This is a genomic window from Nitrospiraceae bacterium (assembly GCA_019637075.1).
GTDB lineage: Bacteria > Nitrospirota > Nitrospiria > Nitrospirales > Nitrospiraceae > JAHBWI01.
Window position 1 is genome coordinate 98,248 of record JAHBWI010000008.1, and the last position, 16,165, is coordinate 114,412.

Consider the following 16,165-nt stretch of genomic DNA (forward strand, 5'->3'; position numbering starts at 1 on the left):
AAATGCTGCAGCCCAGGTTGGCTGCACTAGGTTGGCAATCGATCAACATGCCTATTCCACAAGGCCGCAGCGAATGAGGGCGCTGAGGGCTATGCGGCGGATACGTTGAGGCGGCCGAATGACCGACAACGCAGTTGGAGAGCATTTTATCGGTTGATCAGGCATCCGCATGGCGTCCCTTCACCGCAAACAAACCCGACGGCCTCCTCTGCAGGAACAGAATCACGAGCATCAAAATGATCACCTTTCCGAAGACGGCGCCCAGGCTCGGTTCCAAGAGCTTGTTGAGGCCCCCGATTCCGAGCGAGGCGATGATCGTCCCGGCCAGTTTGCCGACCCCGCCCGTGACCACGACCATGAATGAGTCCACGATGTAGTTTTGTCCCAGTCCCGGCTCGACGTTGCCCACGAGGGTCAAGGCCCAGCCCGCCACCCCCGCAAGCCCGGAGCCGAATGCAAACGTGTAGGCATCAACTGCCCGCGTCGGGATACCGAGACAGGCGCTCATGCTGCGGTTCTGGGTGACGGCTCGAATGCGGAGCCCGAGGCTGGAACGAAACAGCAGCAGATAAATGCCCGTCACGCAGACGATGGACAAACCGAGGATGAACAACCGATTGAATGGCAGATAGACGCCGACCATGGCCTGGATGCCGCCGCTGAGCCAGCCCGGTGCGGCAACCGCGGTGAGGTCGCCGAACGCGACACGAGCGGCCTGAATCATGATCAAGCTCACCCCCCATGTCGCCAACATAGTTTCCAGCGGACGGCCGTACAGAAATCGGATCACGGTCCATTCCAGCACGAGACCGCAAAGCGCAGCGGCCAGAAACGACGCCGGCAGCGCCGCCAGATAGTACCCGTCGAACCAGCCCTCGGGGAACCAGGCCTTGAAGGCCTGCTGCACGAGAAACGTCGCGTAGGCGCCGATCATGATCAGTTCTCCATGGGCCATGTTGATGACGCCCATGAGGCCAAATACGATCGCCAGGCCCAACGACATGATCAGCAGAATCGAACTCAGGCTGAGGCCGCGGAACAGCGTCTCGAACGCAGTGGCCCAATCACCCCAGGTTTCAATCTGATCGATGGCCGCGGTCGCCGCTCGCCCGAGCGACTGCTCCTTTTCACCCGCGCCCGGTTCACCGGCTGCGTGAACCAGCTCTTTTAGCATCGGCACGGCGTTTTGACTCCGCAGGTCGCCGAGCCTCGCCACAGCCGTCAATCGGACCGCAGGGTTGCCGGAGGCCAGCTTCAGCAGTTGGATCGCCTCCTCCATGCTGTAGCGGACCCAGCGATGGCTCTCCTTGATCACCGCCGCCTCGAGCCACGGGATGGCGGTGCGACGCCCGCTCATTCCGAGATCGACCGCAGCCGAACGGCGGACGTCCGGATCGGCGCTCCCCAGGTTGGCTCGATGTTTCCAGGCATCGGCAATCGGCTTGAGGGCTTGGCGAAGGCTGCGGTCCGCATCGGCACGAATCTCATCCAACCGCGGCAACAGCGAGAGGTCCCCCTGCTCGATCAGGAAGGCCACCGCGGCCTCGCGGCGGCCTTCCGCTTCCGCTCTCAACCCGGTGAAAGCTTCTTCCAGCGTTGCGGGCGACAACAGGGATTCGACCTGTTCCGCCGCCCACCCCACCGCACCGGTGAAGAGCCACACCCACGTACACAGAACCAGCCGAAGCCCCATGCCCCTCACGCGCACACCTGCCTCATGCCGAGTGCCATCGATCTTCCACCCCTCAGACCTTCTTGTAGGTGCCTTGATGGTTGACCCAATCGCAGCCCTTCTCGGGGTTCGTGTATTCGCTCCAGGGTTCCGGTTTCACCAGACCCTTCGAGCGCCAGACCACTTTCAACTGACCGTCCTTCAAAATCTCTCCGATGAGCACCGGCTTGTGCGTGTGTTGATTCGCTTCGTCCATCATGATTTCTCCGCCCGGCGCCAGGAACTTCTGGCCGTAGACCGCCTTGCGGACCACATCCACCTCGATACTGCCGGCTTTTTCGACGGCCTGCTTCCAGACATGCACGCCGAAATAGGCGGCTTCGATCGGATCGTCCGTGACGCGCTTGTCGCCGTCCGGTAGATTGTTCTTCTTGCAGTAGGCTTTGAAATTCGCCACGAACTGCTTGTTTTGCGGCGTGTCGACGCTCTGGTAATAGTTCCAGGCCGCCAAGTGGCCGACCAAGGCGGTCGTGTCCATCCCGCGCAACTCATCCTCGGCCACACTGAAGGCCATGATCGGCGCATCCTCCGCCCGCAGCCCCTGGTTGGCGAATTCTTTATAGAAGGGGACGTTGCTGTCGCCGTTGATCGTACTGATCACGCAGGCCCCGCCGCCCGCAGCGAATTTTTTGATCTTGCCGACGATCGTTTGATAGTCCTGGTGATGGAACGGCGTGTACTCCTCCATGATGTTCGCCGTCGGCACCCGCTTGGCGAGCAACATGGCGCGGAGAATCTTATTCGTGGTCCGCGGGTACACGTAATCCGTTCCGAGCAGGTAGAACTTTTTGTGCCCGCCCCCTTCCTTGCTCATCAGGTACTCGACGGCCGGCACTGCCTGCTGATTCACCGCGGCGCCCGTGTAGAAGACGTTGCGCGAGCACTCCTCCCCTTCATACTGCACGGGGTAAAACAACAGACCGTTATTTTTTTCAAAGACCGGCAGCACGGACTTCCGGCTCACGGAGGTCCAACAGCCGAACACGACCGCCACCTTGTCCTGCACCAGCAACTGTTTGGCCTTTTCGGCAAAGAGGTCCCAGTTCGACGCCGGATCGACGATCACAGCCTTGAGCGGCCGTCCCAGCACGCCGCCTTTGGCATTGATCTCTTCGATAGCCATCGAGACCACGTCTTTCAACGATACTTCGCTGATCGCCATCGTGCCGCTCAACGAATGGAGGATCCCGACTTTGATCGGCTCCTTGTCTGCGGCGTAGGAGAGCGCCCATTGTCCGAGGTTGCCCAGCAAGGCTGCGACTCCGACACCCGCGACAGTCCGCGAGCTGTGCAGGAGGAATTCCCTTCGTGAGGAAGCTGCCGTAGGCTGGTCGGTCGTGGACGCCGTCGCGATCGTCTGTTTCGTATTCATTATCAAGCTCCTTTCTCGTGACTCACGAGAAGGACGCGCCAAATGACTTGCCGACATGGTCGCAGGCGGGAAACGCCGGAAGCGTACCCTTGGAGTACGTTGAGGACTGTTTCGAGCCGAGAACGATGTCGGCGAGCATTTTCAGCGTCCACACTAGAAGTTGTACCAGGTGGAAATCATGAAATTGTCCCCATGAAACCGTTCGCCGGTCGACCATTCCGTCATGAGATGGTTCCATTCGAAGGACCCGTATAGGTCGCCCCAAATGTGCCGCACAGCCGTCAGGTAGGTCCGATGGTTGAGGACGTATTGCGTGTCGGCCCCTGCCGTCGTCCCCTTCAAGTCCTTGTTGAGCGGGTTGTCGAACCCGTAGCCCGCGATGAAGGTGTAGTCCTGGTTGTAGGCATAGTCGAGTTCACCCCAGCCGACGATTGTTCTGATGGGCGCGCCGGTCCCGAGATTACGCTCCTGGCCGAAACGGAAAAACTCGACACCCAAGGCCTGGCCATAGGCGACCTCTCCTGAGAACTTCAGTTGTTTCGTAATCGGCACGACCAACTCGCCGCCCACGAGATAGGAATTCACATCCCGCCCCGTCGGAATCGAGACCGGCGACGTGGGCGCCGCGCGATAATTGCGAAAGGCCGCATTGAAGGCCGCCATGACACCCTGCATGTTCCCCGTGCCCTGATAGCCGAATCTGACGCCGACATAGGGCATTTGCACCGGATCGTTGAACGGCACTTCCGAGGCCCCGTTCCCGGCCGCCGGCCGGCGCGGAGTCTGTCCGCAGCAGGCGGAGAGGCCGCGTTCGAACCGCATGACCGTAATCAGGCCGTCGAAATTCTGATTGAACTGATGCTTCAGGGTGACTTGCGGCAAACGCTGCCACAGGTTGCCGTTGTAGCCCATGATCGAAAAGTCGATCAGGTTGGGGTGGAGCGCCATGATCGGCGTCCAGTCCATGCCCGCCGTGATGGTGGTCTTATTTTCGTTCGGCGAATATTTGACGTTCGCCAAGCGCAGACGGGGCGGGATGTTCCCCGCATTGTCCGTTTGGCCATAGAAGTCGACTTCCACGACGCCGCTCAAGGTGTGTTTGCCGTCGGTCCGTTCGCCCTTGATGCCGAACACGCTGTAGCGCGGGTTCAGCGTGGTCGAGGCGTTGTTGCTTTTTCCGGCCGCGGTCGCGTAGCCGTTGAACTGATTCGGATCGAGAGGATTGTTGTTGCGGGTGCTGTAGATGCCGTCGAGTTCGATACGGCCGTAGGGAGTGATGCTGCCCTTCCCCTGCGACCCGAACATGGGGGAGATACATCCGCCGCAGATGATGCTGGGCGCGGAATCCTTCGTGCTTGCTTGATCTTCGGCTGTTGCCGTCCCGAGCGATCCGAGCGTCAGGATCGCCGAGAGGCATCCCAGACGCCATACCTTCCAATTGCTGAACATGCGCCGCCCTCCTGGTTGACCACGGTAGTGCTACCGGAACCGTGAAGGGCCGAGCAAAAAAAAAAACGCCCTTCCGGTCCGTTCCATTGGACCAAAAGGACGTCATTGTCCTTGGTGAATCTGTCGCGCGGTGAGCCTGGACGTCGTTGTCCTCGCTCCTGTCGCACGTGGACTCGACGTATACCCCGCAGGGCTGGTCGCTGTCAAGCAGTTCTCGCAGTCTCGACGAGTCGGCGCACTTCCGCCGCGCTGTGCTACACTGAACTCCTTACGAGCTTACGGAGGGAGTGGGCATGACATCGCGATCGTGGACGGCGTCCATCATGACGTTGTGGCTTGGCCTGGCCGGCTGCATGGGAGGGCCGCAAGTCGACATGGTGATCGAAGAAACCCCGCGGAGCGCGGTCTCGTTGGAACGCATTCCTGACCGCACCTTCCAAGCCGCCCATCCGGTCCGACTGAGTCGGGACTTGGTGCAACGGGCCTTGCAAGGCATCGCGGTTCGCGACCGCAGCGGCATCGCGCAGACGTTCGGCTCGAGCGAGGCCCCCGTCATCGCGGCCTTCAGCGCGGAAGAGGCCGCACTCCTGGCACCAGGCATCGCGGAAGCGCTGGCTCGCGCCGCCTCCGACCAACAGGTCGCGTTTCGGGTCCTTCAACCAAGCAGTTCGCTCACCCGCCCACGCACCGGCGCCGGCGTCGGTTCATCAGAATCGGTCGCAGCGGGAACCTCCCGGGAGATGACGGAAGGCAGCCTGTTCCTCTACGGCAGATCGATCTATGTCACGCTGCGAAGCTTCCGAAGCCGCGACGAGCGGCCTGACACGGTCAACATGCCCAATCGCAGGATCCCGGATCCGACGGGCCTGCAGCAGCGTGAAGTGGTCTTTGTGCCGCAATCCGTGATGAGAGCCGACACTTATGCGCCGGCGTTCACGGCAGCGCAAGGTCTCACGACGCTCGTGTTGGATCAGGATCGCCTGGCAAGCGCTTCCCTCGGGCCAGCCCCTTCACCGGCAAGCCCTGCGGTCGCTGCGCCCGCTCCGGCCTCTCCGGCTGGAATGCCAGGCCAGACGCAGGCCGCGCCCGGCGGGGACCTTCAGCAAATTAAAGAAGACATGAAGAAAAAAGACACGGAGTTGGAAGAGTTGCGGAAGGAGCTACAGGAGATCAAGCGCCAACTGGGTGGACAAGGCACTCCGAAACGGTAGGCTCTAGGATCGATTCTTGTCGGCTCGCTCTTCGATTTCCCCCGCAAGCAGGATGGCTTCGGCGATTTCTCGCATGGATTTGCGAAGGTCCATGCTTTGGCGTTGAATCAACTTGAACGCCTCTTCCTCGGACAACCGCTTCGAGCGCATCAAGTAGCCTTTGGCGCGTTCCAACAGCTTCCTGACTTGCAAGGCTTCCTGCATTTCGAAAGACTTCTCCAGCAGCGTCGTATGCTCGATCGAAATAGCCGCCTGATTGGCGATCGCCTGCATGAGCTTCACGTCTTCGGGCGTGAACGTGTGGGGACGCGACGTGTAGGTATTGATCACCCCGATGGCCTTGTCGCGCACCAGCATGGGCACGGAGAGCAACGAGCAGAGGCCTTCCTTCCTCGCCATCTCCGGATACATGTAAGTCCCTTCCTTGGTCACGTCCGGCACGATGATCGGCCGGCGCTCCTGCACGGCCCGCCCACTGATGCTCTGTCCGATCTTGAGGTTCGGTTTTCGACGGTATTGCTCGCTCAAGCTTTGCGTCGCGCCGATCCGCAACTCGCCGGTGGTCTGATCCAACAGCATGATGGAACAGATTTTCGATCCCATCATCTGTGCGGTCATCGTTACGATCAGCTGCAACACGTCATCCAACAGCCGGTTGGATGACACCGTCTCGGAGACCTGCGACAGCGTATCTAACTGAAGGGCCTTGCGGGTCATTTGGTCGTAAAGGCGCGCGTTCTCAATGGCCCCGCCGACCTGAGTCGCGATGGTGGACAGCAGCGCCAGCTCGTCCGGGCGATAGCGGCGCGAGCGCTTGTGCTGCACGTTGATGACGCCGACGACTTCCTGCTTGGTTAGAATGGGAACGGACACGAACGCCTGGTACCGGTCTTCAGGAAGGTTATGAAAAAACTTGAAGCGGGTGTCGTCGCTGGCGCTGTTCGGGATGACGACACGCGTCCGCTCGCGGGCCACCCATCCGGTGATGCCCTCGCCCATGCCGATCGTAATGCGCCCGATCAGTTTGGGATGCGGATTCTTCGAGGCCCGGAGTATCAACTCGTCCCGCCCTTCGGATAAGAGATACAGCAGGCAGGCGTCGGCCTTGGTGACCTCCACGACGATATCGACGATGTGCCGCAGCACCGCCTCCAAATCGAGCGTATTGCTGATGGATTCGCTGATCCGATGCAGGACATCCACCTCACGGGACTTTTCCCGTAAGGCCTGTTCAAGCTGGGCAACCGTCCGTTTCGGTTCCATCGCCGTTCCTATCGGCCTCGTCGCGCCGTGCCGGTGCCGGGCTGGCGCTTCCCCGCAGCCGTAGCCAGCTGAAACCAATCCCGCGTCGCCTCCCGCTCCAGGGGCAGGATCTGCACCGCGCCGATCTTCTCCGGCAGCACACAGTAGACGGTGCCGGATGAAACCTTTTTGTCGAGTTGCATCGCCCCCCACAGGGCCGAGAACGTGACGCGGGGCAACGCGGTGGGCAGGCCGGCAGCGCGAACGAGATCGACCACACGGTCCACCGTTTTCTGATCGCAGAGGCCCAGATGCCGCGCCAAGGAGGCTTCCTGAACCATGCCGATCGCGACCGCTTCTCCGTGAATCAATCCGCGATAGCCCCCGAGTGACTCCAAGGCGTGGCCGATCGTGTGGCCGAAGTTCAGAATACGCCGCCGATCCGACTCCCGTTCGTCCTCCGACACCACCTGCGCCTTGAGTTCGCAGGAGCGCTTCACGATCGTCGTCGCAGCATCCTGATCGAGATTGATGATCCTGTTGATGTTGGCTTCCAAATAGCCGAAAAAGGCTCCGTCGGCGATGACCCCATACTTGATCACCTCCGCCAAACCGGCCAGCCACTCCCGCTCCGGCAGAGTCTTCAGGGTCAACGGGTCAATGAGGACGGCCCGCGGCTGATTGAACGCCCCGATCAAATTCTTCCCCTTCGGATGGTCCACGCCGGTCTTGCCCCCGACACTCGAATCCACCTGGGCCACGAGACTCGTCGGCACTTGGATGAAGGGAATGCCCCGCTGGTAGATCGCCGCCGCAAATCCGGTCAGGTCGCCGATGACGCCTCCACCCAACGCGAGCAGCGTCGATTTCCGCTCAAACCTGGCCCCGACCAAGGCATCCAATACCGTGCCGATCGTGCGCAGCGTCTTTGTACGTTCGCCTGGCGGCAGGACCACGGTCACCACTTCGAATCCGGCGGCAGCTAATGCCCGAGTCATGGGCTTGAGGTAATGCCGGGCCAGATTCCTATCGGTCACGACCGCGATTTTTCCGCCGAGGTTGAGCCGCTTCAGTTCCTTGCCGATCCCGCGCAACAGGCCGCGCCTGATCGTGATCGCGTAGCTCCGCTCGCCGAGTTCGACCCGGACCGTCTGAGGATGACCTGAGGTATGTGAGGATGTCATGTGGGATGGTGGGCGCAACAATCCGCTCCCTCCACCGGCGGAGGGGCCGTCTGATGCGACGCCCTAAAACTCTTTGACGTAGGCCTGGTACGCGTCGAAGTTCCGCTTCATTTCGGCAAGCGTGTCGCCGCCGAACTTCTCCAGCATTGCGTTGGCCATCTCATAGGCGATGACGGCCTCGCCCACCACGCCGGCCGCCGGCACCGTACAGATGTCGGACCGTTCCACCGTCGCTTCGAACGGCTCTTTGGTGTTGATGTCCACGCTGCGCTTGGGACTGTAGAGCGTGGAAATCGGCTTCATCGCAATGCGGATGACGATCGGTTGGCCGTTGGTGATGCCACCTTCGAGCCCCCCGGCATTGTTGGTCTTGCGGACGAATTCCTTGGTACCCTGGTCGTAGAAGATCTCGTCGTGCACTTCGGAGCCGAACCGGCGGGCAGCTTCGAAGCCCATCCCGATCTCAACCCCTTTCATGGCCTGAATGCTCATGGCTGCCATAGCGAGCCTGGCGCTGAGCCGGCGATCCCACTGGGCATAGGTCCCGAGCCCGATCGGCGGATTGGTCACGACCACCTCGAACACGCCCCCAAGGGTATCCCCGCGGTGCTTCGCCGTCCGAATCTGCTCGACCATCTTACCCCCGGCCTCGGCATCATGGCACCGGACGTCGGAATCTTCGGCACGCTCGTAGGCCTGGGTCGGGTCGGTAGGACGCTCGGCCACGACCGATCCAATTTCGGTCGTATAACTCAGCACGCTCATGCCGAAATGGCTGAGCAGGGCCTTGGCGACCCCGCCGATGGCGACACGAATCGCGGTTTCCCGGGCACTCGCCTTCTCCAAGACGTTCCGTACGTCCCGGTGGCCGTATTTGATGGCTCCTACGAGGTCGGCGTGGCCCGGACGGGGTCTCGTGACCACCTTGGCCTCCGGGATCGGACCCGGTTCTGCAGCCATGACCTCTTTCCAGTTTTCCCAATCCTTGTTGGCAATGAGCAGACCGATAGGGTTCCCGATCGTGTGGCCTTTGCGGACGCCGCAGGCGAACTCGACCCGGTCTTCTTCCACGCGCATCCGGCCGCCCCGCCCGTACCCCTTCTGGCGGCGGGCCAGATCGTGGTTCACCATGTCTGCAGTCAGAGGAAGCCCAGAGGGAACGCCTTCAAGAACGGCGAGGAGAAACTTTCCGTGGGATTCGCCCCCATTGAGATATCGTAACATCGCCAATGGGGGCGATTATTAGCTCTTAGAGCCTGGAGGTGTCAAGTTGCCGACTTCACAATGGTCGGCGTGAGGAAAATCAGCAGTTCCTGTTTCGACACGTTTTCGGTCTTGCTCTTGAACAGCCAGCCCAGGACCGGCACGCGGGACAGGTACGGAATACCGGACACGTTGTTCGATTGCGTGTCGACGAAAACACCGCCGATCACCATCGTTTCGCCGTCTTTGACCAACACTTGCGTGGTGGCTTCGCGGCGATCGATGCTGGGACCAGCCGGGTTGCTGCGCGCACCGACCGCGTTGCGCGTCGCACGGACCTTCATCAGGATCTGCTTTCCGATTTCCTTCGGGTCCCGCGACGTGATCTGCGGGGTCACGTTGAGTTCCAGGTTCGCGTCCACGAAGGTGGTCTGAGTGCCTTGCAGAGACGTGGTCTGGAAGGGAATCGATTCGCCTTGGGCGATCTTCGCATCCCGCTTATCCAAGGTGGTGATTTTCGGCGCCGCGATGACCTTGGTCAAACCGAGCAATTCTCCCGCGGACAACCGCACATCGAGCAGGGCACCATCGGTCTTGCCGATCGAGAAGCCCGCACCCGGCACGGAGGGGAACCCAGGGTTGGCCGGCAAGTTCACCAAGAAATCCGACGTCTGCGCGCCGAACGCTCCGGAGGTTCCGGTGCGGAAGGCTGCCGTCCCGAAGCTCGACCCGAGTTGGTTCACGTTCTGAATACCCCACTGCACACCGAGCGACCGCGTATAGGTCGTATCGGCCTGCACGATCCGGGCTTCGATCTGCACCTGAGGCAACTCGAGGTCCACCCCTTCGACCAACTGGCGCAGTACTTCCAACTTCGATTCGGTATCGCTGACGATCAAGGCATTGCTCGCCGCGCTGACGTTCATCACGCCACGCGGACTGAGATATTGCCGCAGGGAGTTTTGCACTTCGCCCGCGTTCAAATTCCGAATATAGAACACGCGGGTCACAACCGGCTCGGCCTTGGCCTTGGAATCCTTGGCCCGGGCCTCTTCATCCTGCTGCTTGGCGATGTTGGTCAGGCTGTCTACCCAGACGATGTTCCCCTGGCGGATCATCCCCAAGCCATTCATCTTCAGAAGCATGTCCAACGCCTGATCCCAGGGCACGTTGGCCAGCTTCATCGTGACCTTGTTCTTCACGCCCTCGCCGACCACAATGTTGAACCCGCTCACTTCGGCGATCAGACGCAGCACGTTGCTGATGTCGGCCTGTTGGAAATCGAGGGAGATTCGACGCCCCACATAACGGCTCGGTCCGTTGACCACCTCATTCTCCGGCTTCCGCTCCTCGTCCTTTTGGTCCGCATTGGCAGTCAATTGGACGGGCTGGACATGCAGCAGGGACTTCGGCGCTTTGCGGGAGACCAGCACAGGGGCCGCTGCGCGAGGCGCGGAGGCCGCCTGCTCGGTCGTCGATTCGACGGGCGAGGCTACCGCGATCATCTTCGGCTCCAAACTCACGATCAAGCCCGCGGCCGTAGCCTCGATGCGATGCTCCACTTCCTGAGTCAGATCGAGGACCAAGCGAACCTTGTCACGGTGATATCCAAACCGCACGCGCGACAGCAGCGGATGACGCACCGCCATCTGGGCCTGCTGCGTGGCAGCCTGGACGTGAGGCACGTCGATCACCAGTTTCCGTTCTCCGACCATCTGGGCGCTGTACGTAATCGAGCCGTTGCCCGACACCACAAGGGCGACGCGACTTCCGTCCGGCTTGGCTTCGACTTTCGTCAGCAGCGTGGCGGCGGCGCGGTCGGCCGGCGCTTCGGACTTTGCAACAGGAGACGGCGGGACGAGGGCCGACTCCTCCGGTGCGGCAGCCTGCTCGAAACCCGACAGCCCGGTCGTCGACTCGGACGGCTCGGCCTGGGCCAGGCCGGCGGCTCCGAGGAGCCCGGCCATTACTGCGACGCTGAAGAACGGATGAGCGCAACCATGTGTCTGTTTCATTCTATGCCCTCTTTTGGGTGCAGCAGCTTGACGTACTCCCGCTCCTGCTTGTTCCCATACACGTCAGTGAACCGCTCTTGAACGATGAAGCCACGTTCGGTGATTGAACTGACCACGCCATTGTTGGGTCCGATGCGCGTACCGCGCTTGATGCTGTACCCCTTACCGTCCGGAGTTTGAACCATCGCCGTATACCCGTAGTTGCCCCACACGACACCGATCAGATTGAGCTCGGTGAGACCGATCCGCTGCAACGGAGGCAGACTCGAATCCGCCTCGGTCTGCTGCACCATTTGGCTGATGGGAAGGAACGGATCGCGACGGCCTGATGGATCGTAGGACCCACCCGAGAATTCCGGTACCGACGCTGCTCCGACCTGGAGGCTTGGCTGCTCCATCGCCGGCTTAGGCATTTCACTCGGCGGCATCGCGGACGCCGTTTCCGGCATCGCCGGCACTTTCAAGGTATCCGCCGGCCGCATGCTCTTGACCTGGTTCATCCGGAGCAGACTCTTGGCCTGCACGGTGTACGCGCCCCCACCGCAGAGGGCCAACACGACGCCCGCCGTCACCCACCGTTTCAATCCGTTTCGTGTTTTCACGTTCAGTCCCTCACAGTGACCGGAACTTCGGCCCATTTCCTACTTCGGCTGCGCGGGCGCTGCCGGCGCCGACGCTGCGCCCGGGGGGGCTTTCTTTTCCACCGGCGCCGCGTAGGCCACCAAATCAAAGACTGTCTGCGTCACCACACGTCCCTGCTCGACGCGCGGCGTACCGATCCGCACATCCTGCACGGTTACGATCCGCGAGAGCTTGCTGATGCGATCGAAGAAAATCGCCGCCGTATGATAACCACCAGCCACTTCGACGTTGACCGGCATCCGGATGAACAGTTTGGACGGGTCTTCCGCTTGTGCGCCCGGCTTCCACAGTTTCATGTCCAAACCCAGGCGCGTTCCCAGGTCGGAAACCTGCTTCAGCAACATCACCGCTTCTTCTTCCGGCGGGAGGCGTTCTTTCTTCTTCGCAAGCTCGATCTCAAGTTGCTTGCTCGCCGCGATCAACTCGTCCAGATGCTTGACCTTGATGCTGAGGTTCTGAATCTCGGTGTCGAGCTGCGCAACCTGTCCCTGGACGGCCTCAATTTCAGCGTTCTTGGGATCGACCACGTAGTAGTAGAACCCCACCAAAATCGCGGCCACCACCAACCCCAGGAGGGCGACCTTCTGCACCGTCGGGATGCTGCGCAGGCTGTCCAGGTTGATCGCGTTGAGACTCATGTTAGCCTTTCATCGCCAGGTCGAGCTTGAATTGATAGGTATTCATCTTGTTGTCGATTCCGGCCCGGCTTTCGTTCAGCTTGATGGTCATGAACTGGTCCGTGCGTCGCAGGTTGTTGACGAACTCGACCAAGTCGTCGTTGGTCATTGCCCGCCCTTCCAACTCGACGTTCTTCCCCTTGACGTTCAGTCTGATCAACCAGACTTTCAGCGGATCCAGGCTCTGGCTGATGTTGTCCATAACCGTCACCGGTCCGGTACGGGCTTTTTCAAGCTGCTCGATCACATGATTCTTGGCCTCAAGCTGCTTTTTCTTTTCCTCAAAGTCCTGGACCTGCTTCACTTGCTCTTTCAGCTGAGCGACCTGCTTGTCCTTTTCCTGTTTCTCGGCTTGCTTGGCTTCGAACTCTTCGTCGAGCGAAGCGGCATACCACCAGCAACCCGTCAGAGTCACGGCCAACAGAGTGACGGCGATCAAGGCTTCCGCCCGGACGTCCCACTGGGGCTTGGCTTTTCTGGTCTTCGGTCCTGTGGAGAGTAAGTTGATCCTAATCATCGGTCCCCCACCGTCCGGAGTGCGAGTCCCACTCCTACCGCCGCAAGCGGTCCCATTTCATTCAGCATCTCGGGATCGGCATCGCACATCGAGGTATCGATCTCGTTGAAGGGATTCGCGATCTCGACGTCGATATGCATCCGATCGCGTAGTTGCTGCGCCAACCCCTTGATCTTCGCGCCACCGCCACAGAGCAGGACACGACTGATATCCCCGTCCGTCGACGTCGTCTTGAAATAATCGATGGTGCGCGCGATTTCAGACGCGACCTCGGCGTTGACGCTGTCCACCACGCCCGACAAGGTCTGGTCCTCCTTCACGCGATCACTCTTCTTCATCTCCTCGGCTTCCTCGAACGAGACGCCCATTTCACGCTGGACCGCCTCCGAATAGCGATTTCCGCCGAGAGGAATGTCCCGGGTAAACAACGAAATGCCGCCGCGTACGATATTGACGTTCATCACGCTGGCGCCGATATTGACCAGGGTGACGGTCTCGTCCTCCGCGCCGCCAGCCGCAATCCCGTACATATTCTCGATCGCGAAGGCGTCGACGTCCATGATGACGGGCGTCAGGCCCGCAGCCTTGACCAATTCCGTCAGTTCGTTGATCTTGTCCTTCTTCGCCGCCACCAAGATGATGGACATCTCCCCCTGCTCTTCGGGATTGTCCGAGGCAGGAAGGACGTGGAAATCCAAGTTCACTTCGTTGATATCGAAAGGAATGTATTGCTCGGCCGCCAACTTCACCTGCCCCTCAAGCTCTTCATCCGGCATCGGAGGCAGACTGATCTTCTTGACGATGACGGCGTGGCCGGAAATGGAAATGGCCACCTGCTTCACCTTGATATGGTGTTCTTCAACCAATTCCTTGATTGCCGACACCACCCGGCCCTCATCCATCACCGTGCCGTCGACGATGACCTCCGGCTCGAGTTCCTTCACGCCGAACTTTTGGAGAATGTACCGTCCACGGTTCTCCTTCAGCTGCACCAGCTTGATCCCGCTGGACCCGATGTCCAAACCGAGGAGCTGCCGCTTCGGAGCGAACATCGACATGAAGTCGAAATCGGTGAGATGTTTCAGCTGAGCCAGCATACTTGTTGCCCTCTCTAAGCGACTTCTTTTCTGCCGTGCATCACTTGCCTGATTTGCTCAACGTTTTCCGCGGTATACAATCTCCAGTTCCGCCAATCCCGCGGCGGACCTATGATCAAGCCTTCCCGTTCCCACCGAAACAGCGTAGCCCGGGAGATGTCGAACATCTCGCAGACCTCGTTGGTCTTGTAGAGTTTCTTCTTTGGGACATCGGGCACTTTCTTCACGCACAGCCTCAAACATCACTGTTCATCAGGGTTTTCGCGCACACAAGGGTAAGTATAGTTGATATAGTCCACCTGTCAAGGAAACCGCAGTTCTACGCAGGGGTCGGTGAAATCGCAGGAATGAGGCGCGGAGACTAGCTTTTCTGAAGGTCGCGGTGGGTGACGGAGACGTCGTAGCCGAGCGCGGCAAAGCGCTCCTTGAGACGTGCGGCGATGGTGACCGACCGGTGCCGGCCGCCGGTGCAACCGATGCCGATACTGAGATAGCTGCGCTGATCGCGTTCGAACAGCGGCATGAGGAAGGCGAAAAACCCGTGGAGTTGCTCGAGAAATTGAGAGGCGCTCGGATCGCTGAGTACGTAGTCCTGTACCCGGCCGTCCTCTCCGGTCAGGGGCTTGAGTTCGGGAACGAAAAAGGGGTTCCGCAGGAAGCGCACGTCGAACAGCAGATCGATGTCGTAAGGGACTCCGAACTTGTACCCGAACGTCACCAGGGAAATCGTCATACGGCGTCCGCCCGAATCCTGCCTGAATTCCCTGGTCAGGCGCTCACGCAGGTCATGGACCGTGATGTCCGAGGTATCGATGACGCGGTCCGCATGTTTGCGGAGTTCGCTCAAGCGCTCACGCTCGAAGCGTACCCCATCGAGCACCGGCATGTGGGGAAGCACCGGATGCGGGCGGCGGCTCTCCGAGAAACGGCGCACGAGCACCTCGTCCCGCGCCTCCAGGAAAATCAGTTCCACCGCATGTCCGAGGGCCCGCACCTCGTCGAGGACCTTGACCAGGTCTCCAAAAAACACCCGTTCACGGATATCGATTCCCAGGGCGACGTTTTTGATTTCCCCGCCCTGCTGATGACAGAGTTCGACGAAGGTAGGGAGCAAGGCGGGAGGAAGATTGTCGACGCAGAAATATCCGGCGTCCTCGAACGCCTTGAGCGCATGGCTCTTTCCGGACCCGGAAAGACCGCTGACGACGACCAGCTTAAGTGCTGCCATGTGCGCGAGCGCGCTTGCGCTCCGGATCGATGAGAGACACCTTGCCGCCGGGAAGGCGCTGCACGACCTGGACGTTGCCGGTCACGTCGTTGATGAACATCAGCACGCCGGTCGGCGCCTCGCGAAGCGCCTCCGCGGCTTCCTCCACGCTCAACACCTCGAGCGCCGGTCTCACGACCTCGACCTGTACCCCGTCATTGCGTGGAGCCTCGGGCTGCAGATCGGCGAGCCGTCGATGGTCACCGACTTTGTGGTGGGCCCGACGATCCTTGAGCTTCCGCAACTGCGCGCCTAACTTGTCGACCACCTGATCAATGGATGCGTACATCTCCTCGGTGGATGTCTTGGCTTGAATCCGTCGGCCCAGCACCACCCCGGTGACTTCAGCCATGTGGTGAAACCGCTCCACGCTGAGAAGCACCTGAAGGGTATTCAGGCGAACCCCGTATCGATCCAATCGCTCCATCCTGGATTCGATATACCGACGCAATGCCGGTGTGACCGCCACGTGCCGCCCCGTGATCATCAATCGCATACCGACCTCATGAGTACAGCGCTCCGGTCATCGACCGAACGCCGGATCAAATGTTGCCGAT

The 16,165-nt window shown here is 60.5% G+C and carries 15 protein-coding genes; 1 reads left to right on the forward strand and 14 read right to left on the reverse strand.

The genetic code is table 11. The features are described 5' to 3' along the window. Positions 1-157: 157 nt before the first annotated feature. The 3 genes from urtB to KF814_17545 all read right to left on the reverse strand — a co-directional run bounded on the left by urtB (position 158) and on the right by KF814_17545 (position 4,553). Positions 158-1,708, reverse strand: coding sequence for an urea ABC transporter permease subunit UrtB (urtB, locus tag KF814_17535; GenBank protein MBX3237950.1), 1,551 nt, complete (start codon positions 1,706-1,708; stop codon positions 158-160). Positions 1,709-1,745: 37 nt separating this feature from the next. Next, positions 1,746-3,104, reverse strand: a complete 1,359-nt coding sequence (gene urtA / locus KF814_17540; GenBank protein ID MBX3237951.1) for an urea ABC transporter substrate-binding protein — start codon at positions 3,102-3,104, stop codon at positions 1,746-1,748. Positions 3,105-3,257: 153 nt separating this feature from the next. Next, positions 3,258-4,553 (reverse strand): hypothetical protein, encoded by a 1,296-nt coding sequence (locus tag KF814_17545; GenBank protein ID MBX3237952.1) that lies wholly within the window; start codon positions 4,551-4,553, stop codon positions 3,258-3,260. Between the two features lie 293 nt (positions 4,554-4,846). Here KF814_17545 and KF814_17550 point away from each other — a divergent pair, with 293 nt between their 5' ends. Beyond that, positions 4,847-5,764 (forward strand): hypothetical protein, encoded by a 918-nt coding sequence (locus tag KF814_17550; GenBank protein MBX3237953.1) that lies wholly within the window; start codon positions 4,847-4,849, stop codon positions 5,762-5,764. 3 nt (positions 5,765-5,767) lie between these two features. Here the strand turns inward: KF814_17550 and KF814_17555 are convergent, their stop codons facing one another. The 11 genes from KF814_17555 to raiA form a co-directional block, all read right to left on the reverse strand. Next, positions 5,768-7,027, reverse strand: a complete 1,260-nt coding sequence (locus KF814_17555; protein MBX3237954.1) for a GAF and ANTAR domain-containing protein — start codon at positions 7,025-7,027, stop codon at positions 5,768-5,770. 8 nt (positions 7,028-7,035) lie between these two features. Then, on the reverse strand, positions 7,036-8,190 hold the full coding sequence (gene aroB / locus KF814_17560; GenBank protein MBX3237955.1) for a 3-dehydroquinate synthase: 1,155 nt from the start codon (positions 8,188-8,190) through the stop codon (positions 7,036-7,038). A gap of 63 nt (positions 8,191-8,253) precedes the next feature. Further along, positions 8,254-9,414, reverse strand: a complete 1,161-nt coding sequence (gene aroC / locus KF814_17565; GenBank protein MBX3237956.1) for a chorismate synthase — start codon at positions 9,412-9,414, stop codon at positions 8,254-8,256. A 41-nt stretch (positions 9,415-9,455) separates the two neighbouring features. Continuing rightward, positions 9,456-11,408 carry a type IV pilus secretin PilQ gene (gene pilQ, locus KF814_17570; protein MBX3237957.1) on the reverse strand — a complete coding sequence of 651 codons (1,953 nt, stop codon included), beginning with the start codon at positions 11,406-11,408 and terminating at the stop codon, positions 9,456-9,458. Then, positions 11,405-12,010, reverse strand: coding sequence for a pilus assembly protein PilP (locus KF814_17575; protein ID MBX3237958.1), 606 nt, complete (start codon positions 12,008-12,010; stop codon positions 11,405-11,407). The genes pilQ and KF814_17575 overlap by 4 nt, the downstream gene beginning before the upstream one ends. 39 nt (positions 12,011-12,049) lie before the next feature. Next, entirely contained in the window at positions 12,050-12,688 is a 639-nt protein-coding gene (pilO, locus tag KF814_17580; GenBank protein MBX3237959.1) for a type 4a pilus biogenesis protein PilO, read from the reverse strand. 1 nt (position 12,689) lies between these two features. Next, positions 12,690-13,244: a PilN domain-containing protein gene (locus tag KF814_17585; protein ID MBX3237960.1), complete on the reverse strand. Its 555-nt coding sequence runs from the start codon at positions 13,242-13,244 to the stop codon at positions 12,690-12,692. Then, complete coding sequence (pilM, locus tag KF814_17590; GenBank protein ID MBX3237961.1) at positions 13,241-14,341, reverse strand: type IV pilus assembly protein PilM; 1,101 nt, start codon at positions 14,339-14,341, stop codon at positions 13,241-13,243. The genes KF814_17585 and pilM overlap by 4 nt, the downstream gene beginning before the upstream one ends. A 14-nt stretch (positions 14,342-14,355) precedes the next feature. Next, the gene (locus KF814_17595; GenBank protein MBX3237962.1) at positions 14,356-14,568 is read right to left on the reverse strand and encodes a MerR family transcriptional regulator; all 213 of its coding nucleotides are present in this window, start codon (positions 14,566-14,568) and stop codon (positions 14,356-14,358) included. Positions 14,569-14,702: 134 nt separating this feature from the next. Continuing rightward, positions 14,703-15,569, reverse strand: a complete 867-nt coding sequence (gene rapZ / locus KF814_17600; protein ID MBX3237963.1) for an RNase adapter RapZ — start codon at positions 15,567-15,569, stop codon at positions 14,703-14,705. Next, a complete protein-coding gene (gene raiA / locus KF814_17605; GenBank protein MBX3237964.1) occupies positions 15,556-16,104 on the reverse strand; it encodes a ribosome-associated translation inhibitor RaiA in 549 nt (182 codons plus the stop codon). The genes rapZ and raiA overlap by 14 nt, the downstream gene beginning before the upstream one ends. Positions 16,105-16,165 lie beyond the last annotated feature (61 nt).